This is a genomic window from Hyphomicrobiales bacterium (assembly GCA_039973685.1).
Lineage (GTDB): Bacteria > Pseudomonadota > Alphaproteobacteria > Rhizobiales > JACESI01 > JACESI01.
Window position 1 is genome coordinate 38,394 of sequence record JBDWKL010000028.1, and the last position, 25,653, is coordinate 64,046.

General features: G+C 46.7%; 20 protein-coding genes, 3 tRNA genes and 2 riboswitches. Of the genes, 20 read left to right on the forward strand and 3 right to left on the reverse strand.

Annotated elements, in window-relative coordinates; all coding sequences use genetic code 11:
* Positions 1 to 3 precede the first annotated feature (3 nt).
* The gene (locus tag ABJO30_08200) at positions 4 to 1,149 is read left to right on the forward strand and encodes a catalase (GenBank protein MEP3232795.1); all 1,146 of its coding nucleotides are present in this window, start codon (positions 4 to 6) and stop codon (positions 1,147 to 1,149) included.
* Positions 1,150 to 1,757: 608 nt separating this feature from the next.
* Here the strand turns inward: ABJO30_08200 and ABJO30_08205 are convergent.
* A tRNA-Ser gene (locus ABJO30_08205) sits at positions 1,758 to 1,847 on the reverse strand.
* A gap of 331 nt (positions 1,848 to 2,178) precedes the next feature.
* On the opposite strand from ABJO30_08205, the gene ABJO30_08210 reads away from it, so the two are divergent.
* The gene (locus tag ABJO30_08210) at positions 2,179 to 2,496 is read left to right on the forward strand and encodes a hypothetical protein (protein MEP3232796.1); all 318 of its coding nucleotides are present in this window, start codon (positions 2,179 to 2,181) and stop codon (positions 2,494 to 2,496) included.
* Between the two features lie 7 nt (positions 2,497 to 2,503).
* Here ABJO30_08210 and rlmB read toward each other — a convergent pair whose 3' ends face one another.
* Positions 2,504 to 3,331 carry a 23S rRNA (guanosine(2251)-2'-O)-methyltransferase RlmB gene (gene rlmB / locus ABJO30_08215; protein ID MEP3232797.1) on the reverse strand — a complete coding sequence of 276 codons (828 nt, stop codon included), beginning with the start codon at positions 3,329 to 3,331 and terminating at the stop codon, positions 2,504 to 2,506.
* 212 nt (positions 3,332 to 3,543) lie between these two features.
* Here rlmB and ABJO30_08220 point away from each other — a divergent pair.
* The 14 genes from ABJO30_08220 (at position 3,544) to edd (ending at position 19,417) form a co-directional block, all read left to right on the forward strand.
* A tRNA-Tyr gene (locus tag ABJO30_08220) sits at positions 3,544 to 3,628 on the forward strand.
* Between the two features lie 38 nt (positions 3,629 to 3,666).
* Positions 3,667 to 3,740: transfer RNA gene (locus ABJO30_08225), tRNA-Gly, on the forward strand.
* Positions 3,741 to 4,508: 768 nt separating this feature from the next.
* Positions 4,509 to 5,795 (forward strand): sugar ABC transporter substrate-binding protein, encoded by a 1,287-nt coding sequence (locus ABJO30_08230; GenBank protein MEP3232798.1) that lies wholly within the window; start codon positions 4,509 to 4,511, stop codon positions 5,793 to 5,795.
* Positions 5,796 to 5,892: 97 nt separating this feature from the next.
* On the forward strand, positions 5,893 to 6,753 hold the full coding sequence (locus ABJO30_08235) for a sugar ABC transporter permease (GenBank protein ID MEP3232799.1): 861 nt from the start codon (positions 5,893 to 5,895) through the stop codon (positions 6,751 to 6,753).
* A gap of 12 nt (positions 6,754 to 6,765) precedes the next feature.
* Positions 6,766 to 7,596 (forward strand): carbohydrate ABC transporter permease, encoded by an 831-nt coding sequence (locus tag ABJO30_08240; protein MEP3232800.1) that lies wholly within the window; start codon positions 6,766 to 6,768, stop codon positions 7,594 to 7,596.
* Positions 7,597 to 7,656: 60 nt separating this feature from the next.
* Positions 7,657 to 8,553 carry an AraC family transcriptional regulator gene (locus ABJO30_08245; protein ID MEP3232801.1) on the forward strand — a complete coding sequence of 299 codons (897 nt, stop codon included), beginning with the start codon at positions 7,657 to 7,659 and terminating at the stop codon, positions 8,551 to 8,553.
* A gap of 11 nt (positions 8,554 to 8,564) precedes the next feature.
* Positions 8,565 to 9,980: a mannitol dehydrogenase family protein gene (locus ABJO30_08250; protein MEP3232802.1), complete on the forward strand. Its 1,416-nt coding sequence runs from the start codon at positions 8,565 to 8,567 to the stop codon at positions 9,978 to 9,980.
* Positions 9,968 to 11,026: a sn-glycerol-3-phosphate ABC transporter ATP-binding protein UgpC gene (ugpC, locus tag ABJO30_08255; protein ID MEP3232803.1), complete on the forward strand. Its 1,059-nt coding sequence runs from the start codon at positions 9,968 to 9,970 to the stop codon at positions 11,024 to 11,026. Before ABJO30_08250 ends, ugpC begins: the two co-directional genes overlap by 13 nt.
* Complete coding sequence (locus ABJO30_08260; protein ID MEP3232804.1) at positions 11,023 to 11,949, forward strand: carbohydrate kinase; 927 nt, start codon at positions 11,023 to 11,025, stop codon at positions 11,947 to 11,949. Before ugpC ends, ABJO30_08260 begins: the two co-directional genes overlap by 4 nt.
* 872 nt (positions 11,950 to 12,821) lie before the next feature.
* Complete coding sequence (locus ABJO30_08265) at positions 12,822 to 14,252, forward strand: hypothetical protein (GenBank protein MEP3232805.1); 1,431 nt, start codon at positions 12,822 to 12,824, stop codon at positions 14,250 to 14,252.
* An 84-nt stretch (positions 14,253 to 14,336) separates the two neighbouring features.
* A complete protein-coding gene (locus tag ABJO30_08270; protein MEP3232806.1) occupies positions 14,337 to 15,278 on the forward strand; it encodes an SHOCT domain-containing protein in 942 nt (313 codons plus the stop codon).
* A 181-nt stretch (positions 15,279 to 15,459) separates the two neighbouring features.
* Positions 15,460 to 16,911 carry a glucose-6-phosphate dehydrogenase gene (zwf, locus tag ABJO30_08275; GenBank protein MEP3232807.1) on the forward strand — a complete coding sequence of 484 codons (1,452 nt, stop codon included), beginning with the start codon at positions 15,460 to 15,462 and terminating at the stop codon, positions 16,909 to 16,911.
* The gene (pgl, locus tag ABJO30_08280) at positions 16,908 to 17,600 is read left to right on the forward strand and encodes a 6-phosphogluconolactonase (protein ID MEP3232808.1); all 693 of its coding nucleotides are present in this window, start codon (positions 16,908 to 16,910) and stop codon (positions 17,598 to 17,600) included. Before zwf ends, pgl begins: the two co-directional genes overlap by 4 nt.
* Before the next feature lie 5 nt (positions 17,601 to 17,605).
* Positions 17,606 to 19,417 carry a phosphogluconate dehydratase gene (gene edd, locus ABJO30_08285; GenBank protein MEP3232809.1) on the forward strand — a complete coding sequence of 604 codons (1,812 nt, stop codon included), beginning with the start codon at positions 17,606 to 17,608 and terminating at the stop codon, positions 19,415 to 19,417.
* A gap of 100 nt (positions 19,418 to 19,517) precedes the next feature.
* Here edd and ABJO30_08290 read toward each other — a convergent pair whose 3' ends face one another.
* Positions 19,518 to 19,796, reverse strand: coding sequence for a hypothetical protein (locus ABJO30_08290; protein MEP3232810.1), 279 nt, complete (start codon positions 19,794 to 19,796; stop codon positions 19,518 to 19,520).
* A 355-nt stretch (positions 19,797 to 20,151) separates the two neighbouring features.
* Between ABJO30_08290 and ABJO30_08295 the strand changes: the two genes are divergently transcribed.
* From ABJO30_08295 to gcvP, 4 genes are all read left to right on the forward strand, one after another.
* A complete protein-coding gene (locus ABJO30_08295) occupies positions 20,152 to 20,781 on the forward strand; it encodes an invasion associated locus B family protein (protein MEP3232811.1) in 630 nt (209 codons plus the stop codon).
* A 106-nt stretch (positions 20,782 to 20,887) separates the two neighbouring features.
* Positions 20,888 to 20,982, forward strand: a riboswitch (glycine riboswitch).
* 22 nt (positions 20,983 to 21,004) lie between these two features.
* A riboswitch (glycine riboswitch) is annotated at positions 21,005 to 21,120 on the forward strand.
* Positions 21,121 to 21,164: 44 nt separating this feature from the next.
* A complete protein-coding gene (gene gcvT / locus ABJO30_08300) occupies positions 21,165 to 22,289 on the forward strand; it encodes a glycine cleavage system aminomethyltransferase GcvT (protein MEP3232812.1) in 1,125 nt (374 codons plus the stop codon).
* A 23-nt stretch (positions 22,290 to 22,312) separates the two neighbouring features.
* Positions 22,313 to 22,678, forward strand: a complete 366-nt coding sequence (gene gcvH / locus ABJO30_08305; protein ID MEP3232813.1) for a glycine cleavage system protein GcvH — start codon at positions 22,313 to 22,315, stop codon at positions 22,676 to 22,678.
* 15 nt (positions 22,679 to 22,693) lie between these two features.
* On the forward strand, positions 22,694 to 25,600 hold the full coding sequence (gcvP, locus tag ABJO30_08310) for an aminomethyl-transferring glycine dehydrogenase (GenBank protein MEP3232814.1): 2,907 nt from the start codon (positions 22,694 to 22,696) through the stop codon (positions 25,598 to 25,600).
* Positions 25,601 to 25,653 lie beyond the last annotated feature (53 nt).

Consider the following 25,653-nt stretch of genomic DNA (forward strand, 5'->3'; position numbering starts at 1 on the left):
TAGATGTCACGGTTGAGTAAAACCTTAAAAATAGCAGGGTTAAGCCTTATAGGCGTGACCGCGATTTTGTGGGGAGCGGATAAATTTGAGAACAAATTGCCGCCAGAGCTGAGGGGCGCGGAAGATCTTGAGCGTGCAACGTTTGATGCGATCATCAAACAAATTATTGCGGACTTGGAAGGGGCAACTCGTGCTCAGCCAGGAACGGTAACGCGGGATGCACATGCGAAATCTCATGGCTGCTTGAAGGCAACGTTTGAGGTTGAAGACGAGTTGCCTCAGAATTTGAAGGTGGGCATGTTTGCCAATGCGGGCGCGGAATATAAGGCGTGGGTGCGCTTTTCCAATGGTGCTTTCAAACCTCGCCATGATATTGATTTTGATGGCCGTGGTTTAGCGTTGAAAATTCTCAATACGCCACCAACAACCAAAGCATCGGAAACGGGGCCTGTTGATCAGTTTGATATTCTTCTTGGCAATTATCCGGTTTTCTTCTCACCTAATCCAGTGGACTATTTCGACTTTGTGAAAGCTGGGGTTCTTATTGGCAAACCCGATGGCTTGAGAAAATATTTCATGCCAAATTTAAATCCATTCAGCTGGCGTATACGGCCATTTATAGATGCTTACACAAACAGCAGTTTGGAAATTACCACGCCGCTCAACATGCAGTATTTTTCAATGTCGCCTTATGGTTTCGGTGACAAGCAACAGATTAAATATACAGCAAAGGCGTGCACAGTAGACCAAGCCGATGTCGTGTTAAATCTCGATAAGAGCAACCCTAATTATTTAAGGGGAAATTTGAAAAAGCATCTCGATGTTGCGCCTGCGTGTTTTGCGTTATCTGTACAGGTCAATGACGGGTCGGTTTCTGTTGAAGATGCATCAGCGGACTGGAGCGAGGACGTGATGCCGTTTCAAGAAATTGGCCGCATCAAAATTCCAAAGCAGGATTTTGCGAACGCCCATAGTGACGATTTTTGCGAGCATTCAGATTTTAATCCAGCAAGAACGCCCGATGAATTTCAGGCATTGGGTGGTCTTAATCGTCTAAGAAAAGAGGTCTACACGGCGATTTCTGGTTATCGGCATGGGCGTAATGAGAGAGCCGTATCAGACCCTCATCTTGCTTGGGACAAGGAATAGCCTAGAGCTAGAACTAGAGAGGGCTGTTGTGGCCTCTCACCTGCTGAAAGCATTGAATTTGTAAAAAGCGAAAAAAGCGGACGCATGAGACTTATCAAGTTGTCGAAGGCGAATTTAAAGGAGACCGCCATAGCCACAGGGCTATCCGCTTTTCAGGTGATGTTGGAGACATTTTTGATGCGCGATATAATCCGCGGCAGGGGAAATTCCAAACTTTAACCGGTATTTTCTTATGGGGGATTGGCAGTTTATTTATGGCACTTTTCGGTGTTTGGATGTTCAGGTGTCGCGAATACATAGCAAGCCGTGTCGTAGGCCTAACCTAGTAGGCGGCCTGGAATGAAATCAGGTGGACCAATTCAGTGGGGGAGGATCAGCCAACGACAAGATTGCGTTCAGACGCTTGACTGGCTCACGGTCTGGCAATGTTATGAAATTTGATAAATCAGAACTCGAAGCGTTTTATCGTGGAATGCGATGGAAAACACAAAGGTTGCACAAAGGGTCGTTTGACGATGCAATCAAAGCCTTGGTTATGATTATGGTAATGATTGAAGGGGTTCTAAAACAAACAACCTATTTAAAAACAAGAATTTAAATAGAATTAGTGGCGGAGACGAAGGGATTCGAACCCTCGATACGGTTCCCCGTATACGCCCTTAGCAGGGGCGCGCCTTCAGCCACTCGGCCACGTCTCCACGGACTGGGTTACAGAAAAGCTAAAGGGATATCAAGCCGAAAACTAAGAAATCAGACATAGAATGTATCATCTCGCTGTTTTGGTGTTGAGATTGTCAAATTTTCTTACCGGATTTCAGGTTTGGTGAGTGATTTGGAGGGAAAAAAGTGGCTTGTTCGCTGTATGCGTTCAACACCATAAGGTGAGGGGGAATTTCAGAAATAAAGCGTGATGGGCTTGATTAAATTCATCATTTACCTTTTATTAACCACGGTGCGGGCGGCCTTTGCGGGTCGCTTGATGTGGTGCGCTTACTTTTAAATCTGATGCTCAAGGGAGCAAGTAAGCCAATGATGAAAATAACAATGCTTAAGTCCGTAACACTCGCTTTGTCGATGCTTGTGACTGGTTTTGCAGCAACCGTTCCTGCCAATGCGTTGGTGGTTGTTGAAGAAAATGCCGGTGTGAACATCATCCGCAATGTGAAGACTTTTTCAGCCTTTACAAAACAAGTGCGCGACAAGCGCTCAATTGGATCCTCAACCTTGATAAAGCCTGAGCAGACATTGAGCGATCAGGAAATCGCGCGCTGCAATCGCCGCGCACGAATCATTTCAGTTGCAGATAATGCGACCGTTGTCCGTTCTGGGGCAGGGTACTGCCAATAGACGAGAGTTAAGCCTCGCTGCTTGTCTTTCCAAGATGCTGCCGCGCTAGGTAAAGCGATAGGGCGGCGGCATTTGATACGTTGAGGCTTTTAATCTCGCCGGGCATGTCCAAACGCGCCAGAATGTCACAGCGTTCCCGTGTGAGGCGTCTTAGGCCTTGGCCTTCGGCGCCAAGCACAAGAGCGATCTTGTTACCGTGTAAGCTCTCGGTCATGTCTTTGGGGCCTTCGCTATCAAGGCCAACGGTCAAGAAGTCGAAGCTTTGGAGCTTATCAAGCGTCTGCGCGAGGTTGCTCACTTGTATCATCTCAATATGATCTAATCCGCCAGAAGCGATTTTTGCCATGAGGCCATTTTCGCGCGGTGCGTTCTTGTGCGTTGAAATTACGGCTTCAGCGCCCAAAGCAACGGCTGAACGAATAATTGCGCCGACATTATGCGGGTCGGTGATTTGATCCAGCACGACAACCAACGACATGGTATCAGCATCATGAATGTCGCCACCTTCTAAGGGGCGGGTGATAAGGGCGAGGCCTTGGTGAACGGCACCAGCGCCCGTGATTGCATTGATCTCATCATTATCAACGACAGCAATGGTAAGCCCACGCGCTTTGGCTTCATCAAAATGTTTGTCGGCAGCCTGTTCCGTTGCGAGGAATCGTTTGATCTGTCGGTTCGGGTTTGCGATCGCAGCTGTAACGGCGTGCGAGCCATAAAGCACAATTTCGTCACCACTAAGTCCAAGAGAGGGGCGCTTCTTCGGCTTTGTCGTGTGTCTTTGTTGTTTTTTTTGATCACCCGACTTTGAGGAATTTTGGTTGCGTCTCGTGCTCATGTTCAAGCGTATCCATGGTTTTGTGTTTCACAATTTCACCATCCCTAGACCCTTCAACCAAGAAAGAACAGAGAGAGTTGAAATTACCGCGTTATTTTCCATTGACAGGTCGGTTCCATATCGCCATAAACCAGTTCGATCATCACTGATTACCAGATGATATCCCGTCAAATTTGACGAAAGGCGAGCTTACCCGCTCGTTACGTTGATAGGGAGGAGTGCCCGAGTGGCTAAAGGGGGCGGACTGTAAATCCGCTGGCTATGCCTACGTTGGTTCGAATCCAACCTCCTCCACCATCAACCCCTGGTTTTTTGTGTTATAGTGATCAACGGATGCGGGTATAGCACAATGGTAGTGCAGCAGCCTTCCAAGCTGAATATGCGGGTTCGATTCCCGCTACCCGCTCCATAATTAACTCCCAGTTATTTTGTATATCTTGGTTCTCCCACAGCAGGGTTGCTTTCGTTCCAATAAATCCAAATGTGGATGGGCTGCGTCACAGAGTGATTTTCGCTGTAATGATAAATTTTAAGCAAACCAGTATGCGCGAAATCTCATAATCGCCATAGCTTCGACCATTACTATTTTGAGCTGTAGTTTCTAACGTGCATTCATGGCTAGAAGTAGTTTTATACCTCTACCTGTAGAATAGGGGCTGCATTACCTCAGTGCGTAAAACAAAATAATCCACTTAATTTATAACAAGAGTAATTGCATAAAAATCAGGCAATTATCGATGAGGCTATAGTAAAATTAGTTTCTCTTGACGATAAAAGTTGTCTGCGTTGCTCTATGAATACTCTCTCGGTGATATTTTATAAAGTACACTTTTTGGGTGCGGTTTAAATGGTGAAGCATCAAACTGAAAAACCCTAAGTCTATGTAATTATACTATAATTTCTATCTATCAAATTTGGCGAACATAAGTTGTGGGGAAGGGTGCTGGTGCATGAGGTTGTATTAGCAATCGCAGAATGGTCGTTGTGGATTGGAATGTCCAGCGACTAATACTTTAAGAACGCTAATATTGTGATTTGGGAAAATAGCCCGCAAAAAAATACAATTATGATGTTGATTAATACTAGCCCGATGGTAGGGTTTTCATTGTAGATTTAACCTACTCAAAAAGCTGAGTTAATTTCTAGGGAGGAAACAATGAAAGCATTTAAGAGCTGTATGTTGGCAGCTGCGTTCACAACGACTACTGCATTGACAGCATTCGCTGGCGAACTAACGATTGCGACTGTAAACAACGGTCACATGGTAGAAATGCAAAAGTTTACACCGGAATTCGAAAAAGCGAATCCTGGTATCAAACTTAACTGGGTAACACTTGAAGAAGGCACTCTACGCCAACGTGTTACAACAGACATCGCCACTAAAGGCGGCCAATTCGACGTTATGACAATTGGTATGTACGAAGCACCGATCTGGGGTAAGCAAAATTGGCTTGTTCCGTTGGAATTCGATGCTAGCTACGATGTTGATGACATCTTGCCAGCTATGCGCGGTGGCTTGAGCTACGATGGTAAGCTTTATGCTGCACCATTCTACGGCGAAAGCTCAATGATCATGTACCGTAAGGACTTGGTTGAGGGCGCTGGTCTTAAAATCGAAGACAACCCAAGCTGGGATCACATTAAAGATGTAGCTGCAGCACTTCACAAGCCAGATGATGGCGTGTTTGGTATCTGCTTGCGCGGTAAACCAGGCTGGGGCGACAACATGGCGTTTATTACGACCATGGCAAACAGCTTCGGCGCACAATGGTTTAATCAAGACTGGACACCAGCACTTGATAGCCCAGAGTGGGAAGCTGCTGTATCATTCTATGTAGACCTTCTAACTAAATATGGTCCTCCAGGATCAGAAGGTAATTCATTCAATGAAATCCTCGCACTCATCAACGAAGGTCGTTGTGGTATGTGGATTGATGCAACAATTGCTGCGTCATTCGTAACAGATCCAAAACAGTCTAAAGTTGCTGATAAGATGGCTTTCGCACAAGCTCCACAGAAAGTGACCACTAAGGGCGCTAACTGGCTTTGGGCTTGGTCTCTTGCGATCCCTGCTGGATCAAAGCAAGCTGACGATGCTAAAAAGTTCATCGAATGGGCGACATCTAAAGAGTACATCGAGCTTGTAGCTTCAAGAAACGGCTGGGGAAGTGTTCCAACTGGTACACGTCAGTCTACTTACGACAATCCTAAGTTCCAGGAAGCTGCGACTTTTGATGAAGCCGAGCTTAAAGCTATCCTTTCTGCTAACCCAGAAGATTCAACGCTGAACCCATCACCATATGTTGGTGTACAGTTCGCTGCGATCCCTGAGTTCCAGTCAATTGGTGTTGCGGTAGGTCAGCAAATGACAGCTGCACTTGCTGGACAAATCTCAGTTAAGGAAGCTTTGAAGAACTCCCAAGCAGCTGCCGACCGCGAAATGCGCAAGGCTGGCTATTACTAAGAAGTAGTCGATGATCCGGTTTGGATGATTTCCGGAGCATCTACGTAACGGCTCTGGTGCCTCGTGCACCAGAGCTTTTTTCCACCGAGGAGGCATCATGAATCCGACTTTAGCAAGATGGCTGCAAGCGCCGAGCATTATCTTATTGCTCATATGGATGATTGTGCCACTGTCAATGACAGTTTATTTCTCGACCCAGCGCTACCTGTTGCAGAAGCCTCAGTTGTCTGGATTTATTGGGTGGTCGAACTACGAGTTCTTCTATACCGATCCTCGTTTTTGGCCTGCCGTATTAAATACGCTTATTTTGGTTGGCTCCGTCCTCGCAATAACAGTATTCTTAGGCCTCGCGATTGCTATTTTGATTGACCGTCCATTCCCTGGTCGGGGCATTGCGCGGGTCATGTTGATTTCTCCATTCTTTATCATGCCAACAGTCAATGCGCTGCTTTGGAAAAACATGATGATGGACCCTATTCAAGGTCTACTCGCCGTTGTATCTCGCTTCTTTGGGGCTACCCCCATCGAATGGCTCGCAGATCTCCCGCTCTTTTCTATCATATTGATAGTGAGTTGGCAGTGGACCCCGTTTGCTATCCTTATTTTCATGACCTCTTTGCAAAGTCAGGATCGTGAACAAATGGAAGCTGCCACCCTTGATGGTGCAGGCTTCTGGGCAAAATTCTGGAATCTAACGCTGCCTCATTTGGCTCGACCGATCTCAATTGTGATTATGATCCAGATGATTTTCCACCTCTCAGTTTTCGCTGAAATCCTTGTCACAACAAGTGGCGGACCTGGTACTTCATCGACGAACTTAACATTCCTCATCTACCAAGAAGCTCTCTTTGGCTTTGACGTTGGTAGCGCTTCGGCGGGTGGCGTTTTTGCGATCATCTTAGCTAATATTGTCGCATACTTCCTCGTGAAGGCTGTCGGCAAAAATCTAACGGTTTAATTGGGTGTGGCTATGACTGATAAACAAAAAGAAGTTCTCAAAAATCGGATTGCAACGACCGCAGCATGGGTTGTAACGATCTTATTTTTCTTCCCAATTTTCTGGATGTTTTTGACAAGTTTCAAGACAGAAGGGCAGGCGATCGCAGTGCCACCTTTGCTGTTCTTTGATCCGACAATTGAAAACTACACACTGATCAACGAGCGTACAGATTACGTGAAGCACGCTTGGAATTCGGTCATTACAAGTGTTGGCGGTACAGCTTTGGCTATGTTGATTGCTATCCCAAGTGCTTATGCAATGGCGTTTAGCCCGGGGCGTTGGACGAAAGACATTCTGCTTTGGATGCTTTCAACGAAAATGCTTCCAGCTGTTGGTGTGCTTATGCCGATCTACCTGATTTCTCAGTATTTTGGTTTGCTCGATACACGCATTGCGCTGGTTATCATTTATTCACTGATCAACCTTCCGATTATCATGATGATCTTGTTCAATTATTTCCGCGAAATTCCGAAGGAAATTCTAGAAGCAAGTCGTATGGATGGAACATCGACGATGAACGAGATTACCCAAATTGTTATGCCACTTGCATGGGGCGGTCTTGCTTCGACGGCGTTGTTGTCGATCGTCTTGTTGTGGAATGAAGCGTTTTGGTCGATTGCTTTGACTTCAGGTGATGCAGGTACCTTGGTATCTTTGGTTGCGTCATTCTCTAGTCCTGAAGGCTTGTTCTGGGCGAAACTGTCTGCCGTATCAATGTTGGCATGTGCTCCTATCATGATCTTTGGGTGGCTTACTCAAAAGCAATTGGTGCAAGGCCTTACTTTCGGTGCGGTCAAATGATGAAGCTTTCATCATCTCCGACTCTATATTTGGCATTTTAATTGAAATTTGTGGTGAACGATGTCGATTATTGAACCAGAACTTGAGTATGTGGATCGCGGGATACAAAGTATCCGCTATCTTGAACATGGCTGGCCGACGAAACTTTGTCGTTGGCATAGCCATGCGGAGTACGAATTGCATTTCGTTGCTGAGACGCATGGAAAAGCATTTATCGGCGATCATATCGGCGAATTCGAACCTGGTTCTTTGTTTTTGACAGGCCCATACCTACCGCACAATTGGATTACGGATGAGTACACCAATCCTACACCCGTGGATGTGCGTGATATGCTGGTTCAGTTTAGCCAAGAAAATATCGATCAGCTGACAAAGGCTTTTCCTGAATTTCGTGAGTTTGTTCCTTTGTTGGAATTGGCGAAATCGGGAATTGAGTTCACTGGTTTTAGCCCTGATATGGCTCGCACTCATTTAAAGCGCATCAGAGATGCAAAAGGGGTCGAGCGTATCGTCTCTTTTCTGCGCTTCTTATACAGATTGAATGAGCATGCCGAAAAACGGCCACTTTCAGTGGCTGGCATGGTTCATCCTGAAGGCAATTCGAAACAGGCCCGTATTGCAGAAGTTGTTGATTATATTTCCGGGAATTTTGCTGAAAATATCTCACTTGAGATTGTCGCCAAAATGGCCGGTATGAGCACAACATCTTTTTCTCGGAATTTTCAAATTGTAACTGGCAATAGATTTACGGAGTTCGTTAATCGGGTTCGCATCAGCCAAGCCTGTTCGTTGCTTTATTCAACGGACAAACAGATCTCAACAATCTGCTTTGATGTAGGCTTTCAAAACCTAGCAAACTTCAACAGACAATTCCTGAAGATGAAGGGATTGACCCCCAAAGAATATCGAGAAATAGCCGTTAAAGGCCTTGTGTCCGATAGTTTGGAATTACAGTGAGTATCAGCCTAATGGACACGTGTAGTCCCGTAGTTAAGAAAACGAAATACGATAATAAAGCGTGCGATATTGGCGTTTTACACCTAGGCTATGGTGCCTTTCACCGTGCTCACCAATCCGTTTATTTTGATGACTATATGGAATCAACTGGCGATTTGCGCTGGGGTATTGCGGCTGTGAATTTGAGAGAGAGCGAAAGTGAATCTTTCAATGCAATCTCGGACAGTGATGGCTATTTACTGAAGACTATAGCTCCAAATGGCGATGAAACGTTTCGAATGGTGCGATCGCATTGCCGGTTTGCCGATTGGAGTAATGATAGTGATGAGGCAGAAAAGCTTGCGAGCTTGCCGAGTGTCCATATCATTTCTGTTACGGTTACAGAGAGCGGTTATTATCTAAACGACGATATGACGCTTAATCTCGATGATGAACTTATTTCGAGCGAAATCGCCGGTGAGAAATGCTGTTCAGTTTATGCTTATTTGCTGCGCGCTCTTAAAGGGCGGGCTGACACGATTGACCAACCGATTAACGTTTTTTGTTGCGACAATATTCGGGCAAACGGAAAAATGCTTTCGCGTAATTTCAAAGCTTATCTGAAAGCTTGTGGCGAAAACGAGTTGATTGATTGGGTCAATGAAAATGTTGGCTTTCCCTGTTCGATGGTGGACAAAATTACACCGCGCGCAACGGGAGCTTTGAAAACTGAGATCAAAGCACTCTTTCCTGGTCAATCTCTCAATCCAATTCATGCCGAAGCGTTCTCGCAATGGGTATTAGAAGATAAATTTACAGCACCAACTCCCCAACTTGATAAAGTTGGTGTGGAAATTGTTGATGATGTTGACCCGTTTGAAGAGACCAAGATCAGAATATTGAATGGTGGGCATACAGCTCTTTGTTACTTGGGTGCTCTTGCCGGTTTAAATACATTTGACGAGATTATGGATCGGGCGGACCTGCTGCAATTCTATTACGATTTCGAGAAAAGCGAAGTTTTGCCAGGGCTTGATCTTGATGTGCCGTTTGACAAGAACGTCTATGTTGAGACGGTTGCTGATCGCTTTTCTAATCCAGCGCTCGCTGATCAGCTGGAACGGATTTGTATGGATGGGTTTTCTAAGATGACCATCTATATTCGTCCAACGATCGAGTCATGCCTGGAGCAAGGCATAACGCCCTATAAGAGCTTCGCGAGTATTGCCAGTTGGTATGTTTATGCCAAGCGGTTCTCATTAGGTGAAGTACATATTATTTATCATGAACCTTTGTGGGGGCAGCTTGAACCTCTCTTGGAGGTTGGCGCAGAAGAGAAATTTGCCAAAACAAAACAATTATGGGGGGACTTGCCTGAACGTTATGGCGAGTTCGTGCCTTGTATGTTGTCGGCAATTAAACAAATGGAGCAATCATGGCCGGTGTAACAATTCAGAATGTAAAGAAGTCTTATGGCGATCTGCAGGTTATGCATGGCGTCGATTTAGATATTGAAGATGGTGAATTTGTCGTTTTTGTTGGACCATCTGGTTGCGGCAAATCTACATTGCTACGAATGATCGCTGGTCTTGAAGATATTACAAGCGGTGATGTGTCGATTGGCGATAATGTCGTAAACGATGTGGCGCCTTCAAAACGTGGTGTTGCTATGGTGTTTCAGACCTATGCGCTTTACCCACACATGACAGTTTATAACAATATGGCGTTTGGTTTAAAACAAGCCAAGACACCTGAAGCTGAAATTGAAAAACGCGTACGTGAAGCAGCTCGAATTCTCGACATCGAGAGCTATTTAGAACGTACACCGCGCGCTTTGTCAGGCGGCCAACGCCAACGTGTTGCCATTGGTCGTGCGATTGTACGTGAACCTCAGGTATTCCTATTCGACGAACCGTTATCAAACCTTGATGCAGCTCTTCGCGGCCAAACAAGGCTTGAAATCGCACGCCTTCATGAGCGCCTTGGAGCGACGATGGTCTATGTAACCCATGACCAAGTTGAGGCGATGACACTCGCTGACAAAATTGTTGTTTTGCGGGATGGACGTGTTGAACAAGTTGGCCCACCTATGGAGCTTTATAACCGCCCAGATAATCTGTTTGTGGCTAGTTTCATCGGCAGTCCAGCAATGAATTTCTTTGATGGCGAGGCTTCAGGTAAGAGTCTTGCTATTGGTGGCGCTAAGAAAATTAAAGTTGCCGCTGATGCATTGAGCAAAAACATAGTGATTGGGATTAGACCTGAACACTTGGTTAGCTGCACAAAAGCGCAAGCGCTTATTTCTGGTAAGCTTGACCTTATTGAGCAGCTTGGTGACCATGTGCTTGGACATATTACCACGGAGACTGGTGTTGAGTTTGTGGCTAAGGCTGTCGAATTAACAGGCGTCAAACGCGGTGATACTGTGCACTTCAATGCGGATCCTGAAAATATCCATATGTTTGATAAAGACAGTGGAGGGCGCTTGCGGTGATCATTTGCTGCGGCGAAGCATTAATTGATATGCTTCCTCGTCAACTACCAAGCGGCGAGGATGTGTTTTATCCTGTCGCTGGCGGGGCGATTTTTAATACAGCAATAGCATTGGGGCGGCTTGGCCTCGATGCTGGAATGGTAAGCGGCATCTCTTCGGATATGTTTGGCGATCAATTGATCGAAGCGCTTCAAAATTCCAAAGTTGATACCCAATATTGTGTCCGAATTGACCAACCGACAACGCTTGCTTTTGTTAAGCTAACAAACGGCCAAGCACAGTATTCGTTTTTTGATGAAAATTCTGCTGGGCGCTCGTTGAGTGCCGATAAAATTCCAAGTTTTTCTCAAGCGATTAGCGCATTTCACTTTGGTGCCATAAGCCTTATCCCAGAGCCCTGTGGTTCCGCTTATGAGGCGTTGCTGACAGATAATGCCCCACATAGCGTTATTTCGCTGGACCCTAATATCCGCACAAGTTTCATTACTGATGCAATCAGCCACCGTGCCCGCATCAATCGCATGATCTCAAAGGCTGATATTGTGAAGGTATCTGACGAGGACCTTGATTGGATTATCGAGGGCGGCGATCATCATTCAGCGATTGATAAGTGGCTGCAAGAAGGCGTGAAAGTCGTCTTAATGACAGAAGGCTCTGCGGGGGTTACAGCTTATAACAAAGCTGGAAAGTGCCACCAGAGCGCAAAAAAGGTCGAGGTCGTCGATACAATTGGCGCCGGTGATACGTTCAATGCGGGCTTCTTGGCGGGCCTTGAAGAGAAGGGGTGTTTAACAAAGACGGCCCTTGCTGACATTAGCAATGATAATCTACATCATGCTTTGAATATGGCGAACAATGTCGCCGCCTATACAGTTTCCCAAGCGGGCGCTGTTCCGCCTTGGCGTGAGCAAATCGGCTCGTAATCAATATTTGAACGCCAATTCAGGCTGATTAACGTGCATTTTTGTGCGAAATTTCCAAGTAATTTGGGTTGCGTAGCTCATTTAACTTGGAAACTATACTGTCAATTTAGACAGTTTCTTCTCCCTCAATTATTCTAGCTTGTTGTGCTCTTTCCATGCATTGTTGTGTGGATTTGCACCTGCACGGCTGTATCCGTTTGTAAATTAAAAGGCTAATTCAAGTGCGTACTATTGCTTGAAAAACGGGGGTTTGGGCAGCGAATTCACCTTGTGTTTCAGGTGTTACATGTGATTCCATAAGCTTTCAAACGATACGAAATTTGCGCAAAACTTGTATTATTTCTCGTGTCGAAATTATTAGGTTGTTCGATTCGACGGTTCGTCTTTTTCAGAAAGGCGAGTCGGCATGAAAAGATTCAAGGCACTGGTGGTTTATTGACGCAAATCCAATATAAAAACTTGTCAAGTCCACGATTTTCCATAACGGTCGGAACATTAGTTTGGGTTGATGCTAATTTGCAACATGACATTTTTTGGGGTGTATTTTTTTGAAAAAGAAGATTGATTAAAGTCTTACGAGTTAAATTCTAAGTTATTGTAATTTAATATAAAATTTTACTAAAAATGATAATTTCGACCACTTAATAAAATAATGGAACTGTTAAGCATATCGATTTTCAAGACAAAAATGTACATCTTTAAGGTTGTTTAGTATTGGTGATTTGGAGAAATGGCCGAGTTTTCCAGTCAATCGCTTCGTTTATGCCTCGTTAACTATTGACGTTTTTCCCTTCAATCGTGGATATTTAGGCCATGTGACGGGTGTGTTTACCCTTACATACCCAACCACTTGTGATTTATGGAGGATTACAATGATCGAAAATATGGAAAGAGCGGAGACATTAGGGCAACGCTTGATCGGGGCAGGACGCAACAGCGCACTAGCTCTTCTAACTACTACAATGCTGGTTTTCCCAATGGTGGGCACAGCCAACGCAGCAGACCTTGAAGAAATTCAAGCACCAGCTGCTGAAGAAGATCCACTAACACTATTTGGTGGCCGTTTGAAAATTGGTTTGGGTGCTGCACAGCACTTCAATGCACTTGAGGCAGATTCTGACTCAGCATTCTTCCCAATCAATGCAGACACAGACCCAAGCTTCCAGCGTCTTCGCTTTAACTTGGAACTAACTTTCCACATCACAGACAACATTTTCGCGTTTGTTGATATTGCGGAAGAGCCAAATGACTTCCAAGGTCTAGACCCATTCTCATTGAACCAAGACTTCGGTTTCATTGATTTGAACCTTACAGGTTTGGCTGGCCTCGACGATGGTCCAGAAGTTCACTTGAAAACTGGTAACATCGGTGTTGGTACATTTGATGGCTTGCACAGCTTCTCAGATGGTTCTGTTGTTCAGGGCAACCCATTGATCGGTAACTCACCAACAAGTTTTGGTACTGCTCAATCAGGCGCACAGCTTGTAATCTCCGATCAGCTTGATGGCTTTGTTAAGTCATACAGCGCTGACGTAGCGGTTACAGTTCCAACATTTGGTGGCGATTCAAACCCAGACAAAGGCTTCAACCTTTTGGTTGGTGCAGGTGTAGATACAACATCTGGTCTATCATTCAGCACACGCTTCTTCCTTGGTGGCGGTGGCGACCAAATCGGTCAGGGTGATTCTGTTGCAGTTGGTAACGTTGCAGGCATTTTCTCACTTGACGGCGTACAGACTGATGGCTTGTTTGCTGGTGACGGCGACAACTACTTCCTAGCTTCAAACAACCGCTTCGGTGGTAACGGTGGCAATGGTGATGGTCAGTCATCACGTATTTTCCACCAAAACTTGTTGCCAGGTGTTGATGGTCAAATCCTTCAGTTCAACGCGCAATACCGTTCACAGAACTTCGGTCCAGGCACATTGATCCGTGCATGGGGTGGTTTTGCTGAATCAGATTTCTCGTTTGTTGATGCAGACGGTAACCAAACTTCTGGTGGTAACCCAAATACTATCGGTGTTATCGAACGTGAAAGCTCAATTTCTTTCTGGGGTGTAGGCATTCAGCAGTTCTTGTTGAAAGACAAGTTCTACGTAGCTGGTCGCTTTACTCAAGTTAGAAACACAACAGATGATGTTGATGGTGGTAACCTTGAGCGCCTACAAGTTGGTGCTGGTTGGTTCATCGATGAGCGTTCACTATTCAAAGTTGAATATGTAAACCAAGACGAAGATGAAAACTCTGCAGGCGATACCGGTGGTTTCGACGGTATTGTTACTGAATTGTCTGTACGTTTTTAGGTTTTCGAACTCTAAAATTTAACGTATAAGTTTTGGAGAGGCAGATTTTCTGCCTCTCCATTATTATTATTGGAGCTAGAGAATATGCTAAATACCAGTGCTGTGTGTAAACGTTCAAAAGACCGGATGGTTGTTGGTTGGGTAACTGCGTTTGCTGTCGCGATAATCGCGACTTTTGGTGCAACACCGACGACAAGCGCTCAAGATATTTGGCGGTCACCCCTGGGTGTGGTGAAAATTGTAGATGCGGAAAAGACGTCATCCAATCAGCATCCCATTTCGTTTAGCGACAGTGATGTCTACTTTGCCCTACGGGCACTTAAAGTTCAAAAAAAGAGCGGTTTAGGTAATATTGTTTCAAGAGCACGGGGCAACAAGCGATCGTCTTTTTTGTTTCTAGATGATGACGCGAGAACGCTAACTCCTTTTCTTGTCCAAGCATTCCGGCAAGCGGGTAGAGGCCAAGATGTTTTCTTTTCCCTAAAATCTAGCCGCGGTGGCACAGGACAGCAACTACTTGCTTCATCTAGCGTTGTTACATCAGGGCGGGCGTTTTATCGCGGTAACCGACTTAACATCATATTTGGTTCTGCATTGAATGATGCCGGCCGCGCAACAGGTGCTGTGGATTCTAGTGCGAATAGATTTGGGATCCGCAAGACACGCAAATCGTTGCAAGGCAGAGATGGATCAAGAAGCTCAAAATCACGGATTGCTGTCGACATTTTAGCAACTGACAGTGTGAAGTTAGCACGCCTACACGGAAAAGTACGTAATGACTGGGTCGTGGTTGGTTTGGATTCAGCGACACAAGCTGGTGCTGGCCAAATTGGTGGGCAACGGCAGCAAGCTGCAACACCATCTGTTGCTCAGTCACCTGCAGCCAGCGCTGCGCCAGCGCGCGCAAGATCAAGCGGCAGTGCAGAACAGCAATTGGCTAAATTGAAGTCATTAAGAGACAAGGGTCTTGTGACGGAAGAAGCTTACCAAGCTCAGATTTTGAAGATTCTTGATAGGTCTTTATAGGCTTTAGTATTGGTGCCTCTGGAATGGCACTGGTATCATTTGACGAGAATTAGTTGAGATTTTACTCGGCCACTCATTGGAGATGGCCGAGTTTAGTCTTTTATACAGGTCATTTCCGACAATCGTGCCATGCCAAATTTAATTAGGTGTGCCACCCAATGTCCAACCAAGAGCTTTCGTTATGAGTGCAAAAACAATTCCGGTGCAACCATTTGATTTGGTGGTTTTTGGTGCGACGGGTGATCTCGCGAAACGAAAGATTTTCCCGAGTTTATTTAAACGTTTCGTTGCGGGGCAGATGCCTATAGAGGCCAGAATAATCGGCGCCGCACGTAGCGACATGGATCAGGCTGGGTTTGTGGATGCGATCAGAAACGCATTTCATGAATTCGCGTCGGTCGCGAAAGACGAAGAAGAAGCCTTAGAGCAATTTCTCGGCCTCATCGATTATGTGCCAATTGATGTCTTTGGTGATGCTGGGTGGGACACGCTCCGCGACCTTTTTCGTGAAGATGTGATCCGCGCTTTTTATCTATCGGTCGCGCCGTCGTTGTTTGGCGACATTGCTTCAAAGCTTGGCGAGTATGGCATTAAAACCGCGGACTCGCGCATTATCGTTGAAAAACCGTTTGGTAAGGATGCTCCCAGTGCACGCGAGCTAAACCAAAAGCTACGCCAAAACTTTGAAGAAAAACAAATTTATCGCATCGACCATTATCTTGGCAAAGAAACGGTCCAAAATTTAATGGCATTGCGGTTTGCCAATGGATTGTTTGAGCAATCATGGAACGCGCAAAATATTGATCATGTCCAAATCTCAGTGTCCGAAACACTGGGTGTTGAGGGGCGTGGTGAGTATTTTGATAAATCAGGTTCTATGCGCGATATGGTGCAAAACCACCTTCTACAATTGCTATGCCTAATCGCCATGGAGCCACCGGCACGATTTACGCCTGATGCGGTTCGAGATGAAAAACTGAAGGTGTTACGCGCGCTGGATTCGATTGCGGCGGAAGATGTTGTTCGTGGACAATATCGCAGTTCTGAGGCTGGCGAAAATTACGTTGATCATGCGAAGAACCCAGATAGTCGGACTGAAAGTTTCGTTGCGATGAAGGTGGACATTTCCAACTGGCGCTGGTCTGGAACGCCGTTTTATTTGCGAACCGGCAAAAAACTGCGTCAGCGCATTTCCGAGATTGTTATTAGCTTCAAAAAACCACCGCATTCTATCTTCTCAATGAATGCGCCACTTAAAGGCAATGAGCTCATCATTCGTTTGCAACCGGATGAGGGGATCACTTTGAAAATGACCATCAAAGAACCCGGCCCAGGTGGTATGCGCTTGGCGGAAGTACCACTGGATATGTCATTTGCCGATGCACTTGATAGTTCACAAGCAACGCCTGATGCTTATGAGCGTCTGATCATGGATGTTATCCGTGGTGATCAAACATTGTTCATGCGTGACGATGAGTTGGAAACCGCTTGGGAATGGATGGATCCCATTATTGCGGCTTGGGATGCGGGTACTCAAAAACCATTCGGGTATCAAGTTGGAAGTGCTGGGCCAGAAGAGGCACTTATGATGGTTCACAAGGACGGTCGGCGCTGGCGAGGGCTTGGAGAGTGACTGATTTGATTACACGTTATGATAGCCGCGAACAGCAAACCGAGGCGTTAGCTGCAACTGTTGCTCATCAACTTGATCAGGCGATTAAATTGCGCGGTCATGCTAGTCTTGCCATTCCAGGTGGAACCACACCTGCACCATTCATGCAGGAATTGTCGGCGCACGATATCAACTGGAAATGCGTCACAGTGACGACAACTGATGAGCGGGTGGTTGATGAAACTTCTGATCGCTCTAATGCTAAGCTCGTTGGTGAAAACCTGCTTATAAACCACGCTAAAGACGCCCAGTTTTCATCACTCCACAGTAGTGCCAGTGAGCAAGAGGCTGGGCTTTTAGAATTGCACGACCGCGTTCAAAAACTGCTCCCGCTTGATGTTTGTGTTCTTGGTATGGGTGCAGATATGCATATCGCCAGTCTCTTCCCAAAGGCGGAAGGGCTTGAAGAGGCGATCTCCTTGGATTGCCAGCGCAATGTTGCGGCTGTGACACCTGTTTCAGGTGATGAAAAACGGATCACGTTGACCGCGCCAGTGCTGGTAAACAGCGCCAACCTTCACTTGCTTATTGTGGGGAAGGCAAAGTTAGACGCTCTTAATTTAGCCAAAGCGATGAGCGAACAAAAAGAAGCGCCTGTGCGCGCAATTTTAGGGCACTCCGCTTTAGAAATTCATTACGCAGAAAGTTGATCACAATGCATCCGCTGAACGATAAACTAAAACGTGTCACAGACCGCATTATTGAGCGGAGTGAAAAAACTCGAAGCATCTATCTCGCTAATATGGCGGCGGCAAAGCCTGATGGGCCAGCGCGCTCACTTCACGGTTGTAGCAACCAAGCTCACGCTTATGCAGGGGTGGTGGAAGACCAACCTGCTATGGTGAAAGAGGACGCTGGAAATTTAGGTATTGTAACTGCCTATAACGATATGCTTTCAGCGCACCAACCGTTTGAAGTATATCCTGACGCCATTCGCCAAGCGGTGCGTGAAATTGGTGCGACCGCCCAAGTTGCTGGTGGCGTTCCTGCAATGTGTGACGGTGTGACACAGGGCACTGCGTCAATGGAGCTTAGCCTGTTTTCTCGCGACGCTATCGCCATGTCTGCGGGTATCGCGCTTAGCCACAACACATATGATGCTGCTGTATTTCTTGGGGTCTGCGACAAGATTGTTCCAGGTCTTGTGATCGCCGCTCAAGCCTTTGGGCATATTCCAACTGTGTTTTTGCCAGCGGGCCCGATGACTTCAGGCATCTCCAATGATGAGAAAGCTAAAGTTCGCCAGCAATTTGCAACAGGTGAAGTAGGTCGTGACACACTCTTGAAAAGCGAAATGGGGTCGTATCACGGGCCAGGTACTTGCACTTTTTACGGCACGGCGAATACGAACCAGATGTTGATGGAATTCATGGGGCTGCATTTGCCCGGTGCGAGTTTCGTTAATCCAAACACACCACTTCGCGACGCCTTGACCAAAGCAGGTGCTGTTCATGCTTTGTCATTGAGCGCACTGGGAAATAATTATACGCCAGTTTGTGATATTTTGGATGAGAAGGCCTTTGTAAATGGCATCGTCGGATTGAATGCAACCGGCGGTTCGACGAATTTACTTATCCACTTAATCGCTATGGCTCGGGCAGGTGGCATTATCCTCGACTGGGAAGATTTTAGCGACCTATCAGACACCATTCCGCTTCTCACGCGTGTTTATCCAAACGGCCTTGCTGACGTGAACCATTTCCACGCTGCTGGCGGTCTTGGCCTGCTTATCCGTAATCTTCTTGATAATGGTCTTTTGCATGAAGATGTGAAAACGATCATGGGTGAGGGGCTTTATTCTCATACCAAAGAGCCAAAGTTGACAGATGACGGCGTTGAATGGGTTGATGGACCTGCAGAAAGCCTCGACGACCGCATCATCAGACCTGTTTCATTGCCGTTTCAAGAGACGGGTGGGCTAAAACGCCTTGATGGTAATCTTGGCACTGCGGTGATGAAGGTTTCTGCTGTTGATGAGAAAAACCGGGTTATTGAAGCGCCATGTCGCGTCTTCTCGGATCAAGTGCAGGTGAAAGAGGCGTTTCAAGCAGGCGAATTGACTGGCGACGTGGTTGTTGTTGTTCGCTTTCAAGGGCCAAAAGCCAACGGCATGCCAGAACTACACAGCCTGACACCAATGCTTTCTATTCTACAGGCGCGGGGGCAAAAGGTTGCTCTGGTGACTGACGGGCGGATGTCGGGCGCTTCAGGCAAGGTGCCTGCTGCGATCCATGTGTCACCAGAAGCATTAGACGATGGGGCTATCGCTAAGTTGCGTGATGGCGATCTGGTTTTAGTCGATGGTGAGAAGGGAACGCTTGAGATTTTGACGGATGGCGTTTTGGATCGACCGTCTGAGAAAATCAACCTCGATGCGAACAACGTCGGTTCGGGACGTGAGCTTTTCCAGAACTTCAGAAAAGTCGTGACGTCAGCAGATAGCGGCGCGAGCGTATTTGGTTTCTAGCAGCTGTAAGAACCGCTAATTTATAAGCTTGTAAAAAAATAAACGGGAGTGATGAAACAGCACTCCCGTTTTATTATATTATTAGTCTTGTGTTTGGTTCTTACTTTGAGCCAACCCAAGGAGCGAATTCTTTTGCAGCAGAATTGCTTGTGCGGTTTCCACCATCAAAATTCGAAGTGATATTGCTTTTGAAGCTGTTCAGGCTGAACTGATTGTGGCTTGTTGCATTAACGCCGCGATTTCCGTCAAAAGTTGAGCTTACATTGTTGTCAAAGCCAGTAGGGTGAAATTGTGTGTTGCCTAAAGGTGATTCAGCAAGGGCAGCACCAGCAGAAAGAACGACAGCGGCTGCAGCGGTTGCGATAAGAACAGTTTTCATTTTAATTTCCTTTTCAAATGTTTTCGTTTTCTTCGTCTACAAACCAGAAGTGTGTATTGCGGCTTTCACCTTCAAATGAACTAAACGCGAATTTTCGTTATGGTTTAATCACGCGTGGGAATGAGCTGATGTTTCTTATTATTGGTGATGTGTTGCCGCATGTGATGAAGTTTGATGCATTAAAATTCGACATCAAACGCAAGTGAATGACTTCTGCTTGGCTTGTCATCGGGAGTATTGTATTGGAAATACGTAATGCTCGCGTGGGCGGATGCCCGCGTTTGACATAATTTATCATCATCAATTCGACTAGAAATTAGCTGTCGAAACAAATTGAGAAGAAATAGAGGTTTTGATGTTTAATTTGCTACGTGTGTCCAAACTGCTAACTGGCTCGTTAGTTGGGCTTGGAGTAAGTGCTGGTGCTGTTAATGCGCAGGATGCGGGTGCAAATGCGCAAAACGGCGCAGCGGCGCAACCAAAGGGTTGGTTTAAAGTTTGTGAGATAAACAAGCAGACGAATAAAGAGACCTGCGCTGTGAACATTCAAATTCTCAATGAGAAAAATGCGCCAATCGCGCAGGCTCGTATTGTGGAGCAAAAGGGTGCCCCAGCGAAGTTGTTTACAGTTATTGTTCCGCCGGGGTTGTTGATTCAATCTGGTTTGCGCATTCAAATTGATAAACAAAATTTGGGAACAGCCAAATACGAAATCTGTACGCCGCGTGCATGTATTGCTGAAGCTCGTTTTGATGGAAAACTAATTACTGCCATGAAGCGCGGTAAGCAATTGCAAATTATTGGGATTGGTAAAGACCGTAAGCCTGCTGGTTTCCCTGTTACGCTCACAGGTTTCACGGCTGCTTATGATGGGCCATCGGCTGATCCATCTAAGTTCCTTGCTGCTCAACCTGATACCCTTGAGCAAAAATTACAACGCAAAGCCGCCGAAGCACGTAAAAATCGGTTTGAGCAAAGTAACTAAGAAAAGACTGTAAAATTTGACGAGATGAATCGGCTTCCACATGTAAACTGTGGGGTCGATGAGACAGAAGTTGACAAGAATTTCAATCTCCGACACATTTTACTTCAGTTTACATGCGGGAGAGTTCAGGCGTTTGTTCGTCTGGCACCGAAGGAGCAACTATCCCGGAATCTCTCAGGTATCACGGACCGCTTGTAAATTTTCTACGGCTGACAGTCGTTAGAAAGACGACTCTGGAGAGCAACGATAAATCGTTCACCGACGGGGGCAAGCATATCGCTCGCTTATTTGATTGAGCTGATATGTGAATTCTCTCAGGTTTTTGACAGAGGGGACATGCTGAATTTCAGCATGTGCTCAATTGTGTCAAACCGGAGAATAAAATGTCTGAGACCTCTGAAAACCTTCAACAAACCTCTTTGCATGATTTGCATGTTGAATTGGGCGGCAAAATGGTCGGCTTTGCTGGCTATTCGATGCCTGTTCAATATCCGGCTGGTATCGTAACGGAGCACAATCACACCCGCTCAAAAGCAGGGTTGTTTGATGTGTCCCACATGGGGCAAGTTTTGCTAAAGGGTGAAAGCCATGCTCATGTGAGTGCTGAGCTTGAAAAGCTTGTTCCCGGCGACATTGCAGCCCTTGATATTGGCCGCACACGATACACTCAATTCACCAATCAAGAAGGCGGTATTCTGGATGACCTGATGGTCACCCGCACAAAGGATGATGGAACTCTCTATTTGGTGGTGAATGCTTCGCGTAAAGATGACGATCACGAGCTGATGGTTGCTGGCCTTGGTGATGCCGTCGAAATTGAACGTATAGAAGACCGCTCATTGATCGCTCTTCAAGGCCCAGCGGCTGAACGTGTTTTGAGCGATCTTGCCGACGGCATAGAGGATATGGCGTTCATGTCTTCTGAAATTATCAGCATTGATGGCATTGAGTGCTGGGTTTCAAGATCAGGGTATACGGGCGAGGATGGCTTTGAAATTTCCGTTCGCGATGATGAGGCGGTTTCACTTGCTCAAAAATTACTCGCCAATGATGATGTCTTGGCTTGCGGTCTGGGCGCTAGAGATTCCCTCCGCCTAGAAGGTGGCCTTTGCCTTTATGGAAATGACATTGATGACACGACCAGCCCAATCGAGGCAGGCTTGATCTGGTCGATCTCAAAACGACGCCGCGCGGAAGGTGGATTTCCAGGTGCCGATAGAATTCAGTTAGAAATTGTAAAGGGTGCCAGCCGCAAACGTGTTGGCATCAAGCCGGACGGCAGAGCGCCTGCGCGCGACGGTGTCGAGATACAAGACACATCAGGCAATGCAATCGGCACCATAACATCCGGCGGCTTTGGCCCGAGCATCACAGCCCCAATTGCCATGGGTTATGTTCCAACAGACCATGCCGCAATCGGCACAAAACTCAATCTCATCGTTCGAGGAAAAGCACTGCCTGCAACAGTGGTGGCTCTTCCTTTCGTTCCTAATAATTTCAAACGCTAGAAACATGCCTAGGGAGGTACCTCATGACGACTAAATATACCGAAGACCATGAATGGATAACTGTTGAGGGTGATGTCGCTACATTCGGCATTACAGATCACGCACAAGAACAATTGGGCGAACTGGTGTTCGTTGAATTGCCGCAAGTGGGCGCTCAACTGGCAAAAGGCGGCGATGCTGCTGTGGTTGAATCTGTAAAAGCTGCAAGCGATGTTTACGCACCCGTTTCTGGTGAAGTTGTTGAAACGAACACAGCGCTTGATGGCGAACCAATAAAGGTCAATGAGGATCCTGAGGGTTCTGGCTGGATGGTCAAAATCAAGTTGTCAGACGCAAGTGAATTAGACGGCATGCTTGATAAAGACGCTTATTCAAAACTTATTGGCTAAAATTTGGAGATCCACATGACTTCACGGCGCGAACGCTTAATGGACCTGCAATCAGGTGCCAATTTTATTCCTCGTCACATTGGCCCGCGAGATGATGATGTAGCATCCATGTTGAAGGTAGTGGGCGCAAGCTCACTGGATGATTTGATTGAAAAAGTCATCCCCGCAGACATTAGGATGGAAGGCTCGCTTGAACTTCCTGAAGCAAGAAGCGAACGGAACACACTTTCAGATTTGCGCCGTACTGCCAGTAAGAACCAACTGTTCACGTCGATGATTGGCATGGGCTATTATGGTTGCATCACGCCCAAGGTAGTGTTGCGCCGATTGCTTGAAAGTCCGGGTTGGTACACGGCCTATACGCCTTATCAAGCAGAAGTCAGTCAGGGGCGCCTTGAAGCACTGATGAATTTTCAGCAAATGGTAAGCGACCTAACAGGCCTTGATCTTGCCAACGCCTCTTTGCTTGATGAGGGCACAGCGGTTGCAGAAGCAATCTCCATGGCAAGGCGTATTTCTAAGAGTTCGAAAGAGAGTGTCTTTTTAGACGCGGATACGCACCCGCAAACAATCGCGGTTGTTCAAACCCGTGCGGAAGCGCTAGGCCTTAACGTGATTATTGGCGCGCCTGAGAAGGACTTGAACGCAGACGACGTATTCTGTGCTGTTTTCTCTTATCCAGCCTCTAGCGGTCAGGTGAGTGATTATTCAGCCCTTACAGACGCTTTGAAGGGCGCAGGGGCAATCTCGATCTTTGCAACGGATCTATTAGCCCTCGCACTCCTCAAGTCTCCAGGCGAGCTTGGGGCTGATATAGCCGTTGGTTCATCCCAGCGTTTCGGTGTCCCGATGGGATATGGCGGACCACATGCCGCATTTTTTGCGACACGGGACCAATACAAGCGATCAATCCCAGGACGCATCATCGGCGTTTCAGTCGATGCCAATGGTAACTCTGCCTATAGAATGGCACTACAAACCCGTGAGCAGCACATACGGCGCGATAAAGCGACAAGTAACATTTGTACCGCACAAGTCTTACTTGCCGTCATAGCAGGCATGTTTGCCGTTTATCATGGTCCAGATGGTCTTCGCCAAATTGCTGGCAGAGCGCATCGCTATGCAGAAATCTGCGCGCATGAGATTAAACGTCTTGGCTATGATGTGATCAATGATTGTTTCTTTGATACGATTACCGTGCATGTGCCGGGTCGCGCTCACGCAATTATTGCAAAGGCACGGGAGAAGAAAATCAATCTGCGCCTCATTGATGGCGACCACTTGGGCATCTCGACTGATGAGACAACCAGACGCTCTGAAGTTGAGAGCTTGTTATCTTGCTTCAACAGCAAGGCGATGAACGGGCGCACCCTTGATCAAGTGGATGACGAAGTGGTCGAGTGCATTCCTGATAGCTTGCTGCGCACCTCTGAATTTATGGCTCATCCCGTGTTTCAGCTTTATCACAGCGAGACCGAGCTGCTTCGCTATCTGCGTAAGTTGCAAGAAAAAGATATTGCCCTAGACCGTTCGATGATCCCGCTTGGTTCGTGCACCATGAAATTGAACAGCACCACCGAGATGATCCCGATCACATGGCCTGAGTTTTCTCACATCCATCCTTTTGCACCGTTAGAACAAGCGCAAGGCTATCAGCTACTGTTTGAAGAAACGGAAGAAATGCTGTGTGAGATCACAGGCTTTGATGCGATTTCTCTGCAGCCCAATGCCGGTAGTCAGGGAGAGTATTCAGGCCTGCTTGCTATTCGGGCTTGGCACTTGGCAAATGGCGATCAAAACCGCGACATCTGCCTGATACCAACGTCAGCGCACGGCACAAACCCTGCGTCTGCTGTTATGGCCGGAATGAAAGTCGTGGCTGTACGATGTGATGACGACGGCAACGTCGATGTTGAAGACCTCAAAGCAAAAGCGGTCGAGCACAAAGATAACCTTGCAGCACTGATGATCACATACCCATCGACACACGGTGTATTTGAAGCTGCTGTTCGTGAGATTTGCGACATCATCCATGCGAACGGCGGGCAGGTCTATCTTGATGGCGCGAACCTCAACGCACTGGTTGGTATTGTTCAACCAGGGAAAATTGGCGCTGATGTTTGCCACATGAACTTGCACAAAACGTTCTGCATTCCCCATGGCGGCGGCGGGCCGGGTGTCGGCCCAATTGGTGTTGGCGCTCACCTTGCCAAGTTCTTGCCGGATCATCGGGTCGTGTCAGGTGTTAATCCCGCTGCAGCAGGCCATCAGACGATCGGGCAAGTATCGGCAGCGCCTTGGGGGTCAGCGTCCATTCTACCGATCTCATGGTCTTACATTGCAATGATGGGAAGCGATGGTTTGAAGAAGGCAACGCAGATTGCAATTCTCAATGCCAATTATATTGCAGCCCGACTGCGTGATTATTTTCCGGTGCTTTATTCAGGGCCGGGTGGTTATGTGGCGCATGAATGCATTCTTGATATGCGCTCCTTGAAAGAAACCCTCGGCATCACGGTTGAAGATGTTGCAAAGCGGCTTGTCGATTATGGCTACCATGCACCGACAATGTCTTTTCCAGTTGTTGAAACCATGATGGTTGAACCAACAGAATCTGAGAGCAAGCAGGAAATTGATCAATTCTGTGAAGCGATGATTTCAATTTCTCAAGAAATTAATGAAATCAGAGAAGGGAAAGTGAGTGCCGACAATAGCGTGCTTACCAACGCACCACATACGCAGGAATTGCTGATGGGAGATTGGGACAGACCTTATTCCAAGCAGCAAGCGTTCTTCCCGTTGTCCTATGTTCAGGCAGACAAATATTGGCCGCCAGTTGCGCGGATTGATAATGTCTATGGTGACCGCAATTTGGTTTGCGCCTGCCCACCAATGGAAGACTATATGGAAGCAGCGGAGTAACCCACACTCGTTGGACTTTGGGTTGATGCTTTTTTGAAGTTGTTAGATAGGGG

Coding starts and splice junctions, on each gene's coding strand:
- ABJO30_08200 (MEP3232795.1), top strand. CDS start 4: ATGTCACGGTTGAGTAAAACCTTAAAAATAGCAGGGTTAAGCCTTATA.
- gcvH (MEP3232813.1), top strand. CDS start 22,313: ATGACGACTAAATATACCGAAGACCATGAATGGATAACTGTTGAGGGT.
- ABJO30_08270 (MEP3232806.1), top strand. CDS start 14,337: ATGCTAAATACCAGTGCTGTGTGTAAACGTTCAAAAGACCGGATGGTT.
- gcvP (MEP3232814.1), top strand. CDS start 22,694: ATGACTTCACGGCGCGAACGCTTAATGGACCTGCAATCAGGTGCCAAT.
- ABJO30_08230 (MEP3232798.1), top strand. CDS start 4,509: ATGTTGGCAGCTGCGTTCACAACGACTACTGCATTGACAGCATTCGCT.
- edd (MEP3232809.1), top strand. CDS start 17,606: ATGCATCCGCTGAACGATAAACTAAAACGTGTCACAGACCGCATTATT.
- ABJO30_08245 (MEP3232801.1), top strand. CDS start 7,657: ATGTCGATTATTGAACCAGAACTTGAGTATGTGGATCGCGGGATACAA.
- ABJO30_08250 (MEP3232802.1), top strand. CDS start 8,565: ATGGACACGTGTAGTCCCGTAGTTAAGAAAACGAAATACGATAATAAA.
- ABJO30_08240 (MEP3232800.1), top strand. CDS start 6,766: ATGACTGATAAACAAAAAGAAGTTCTCAAAAATCGGATTGCAACGACC.
- ABJO30_08210 (MEP3232796.1), top strand. CDS start 2,179: ATGATGAAAATAACAATGCTTAAGTCCGTAACACTCGCTTTGTCGATG.
- ABJO30_08295 (MEP3232811.1), top strand. CDS start 20,152: ATGTTTAATTTGCTACGTGTGTCCAAACTGCTAACTGGCTCGTTAGTT.
- ugpC (MEP3232803.1), top strand. CDS start 9,968: ATGGCCGGTGTAACAATTCAGAATGTAAAGAAGTCTTATGGCGATCTG.
- ABJO30_08290 (MEP3232810.1), bottom strand. CDS start 19,796: ATGAAAACTGTTCTTATCGCAACCGCTGCAGCCGCTGTCGTTCTTTCT.
- gcvT (MEP3232812.1), top strand. CDS start 21,165: ATGTCTGAGACCTCTGAAAACCTTCAACAAACCTCTTTGCATGATTTG.
- zwf (MEP3232807.1), top strand. CDS start 15,460: ATGAGTGCAAAAACAATTCCGGTGCAACCATTTGATTTGGTGGTTTTT.
- rlmB (MEP3232797.1), bottom strand. CDS start 3,331: ATGAGCACGAGACGCAACCAAAATTCCTCAAAGTCGGGTGATCAAAAA.
- ABJO30_08235 (MEP3232799.1), top strand. CDS start 5,893: ATGAATCCGACTTTAGCAAGATGGCTGCAAGCGCCGAGCATTATCTTA.
- ABJO30_08265 (MEP3232805.1), top strand. CDS start 12,822: ATGATCGAAAATATGGAAAGAGCGGAGACATTAGGGCAACGCTTGATC.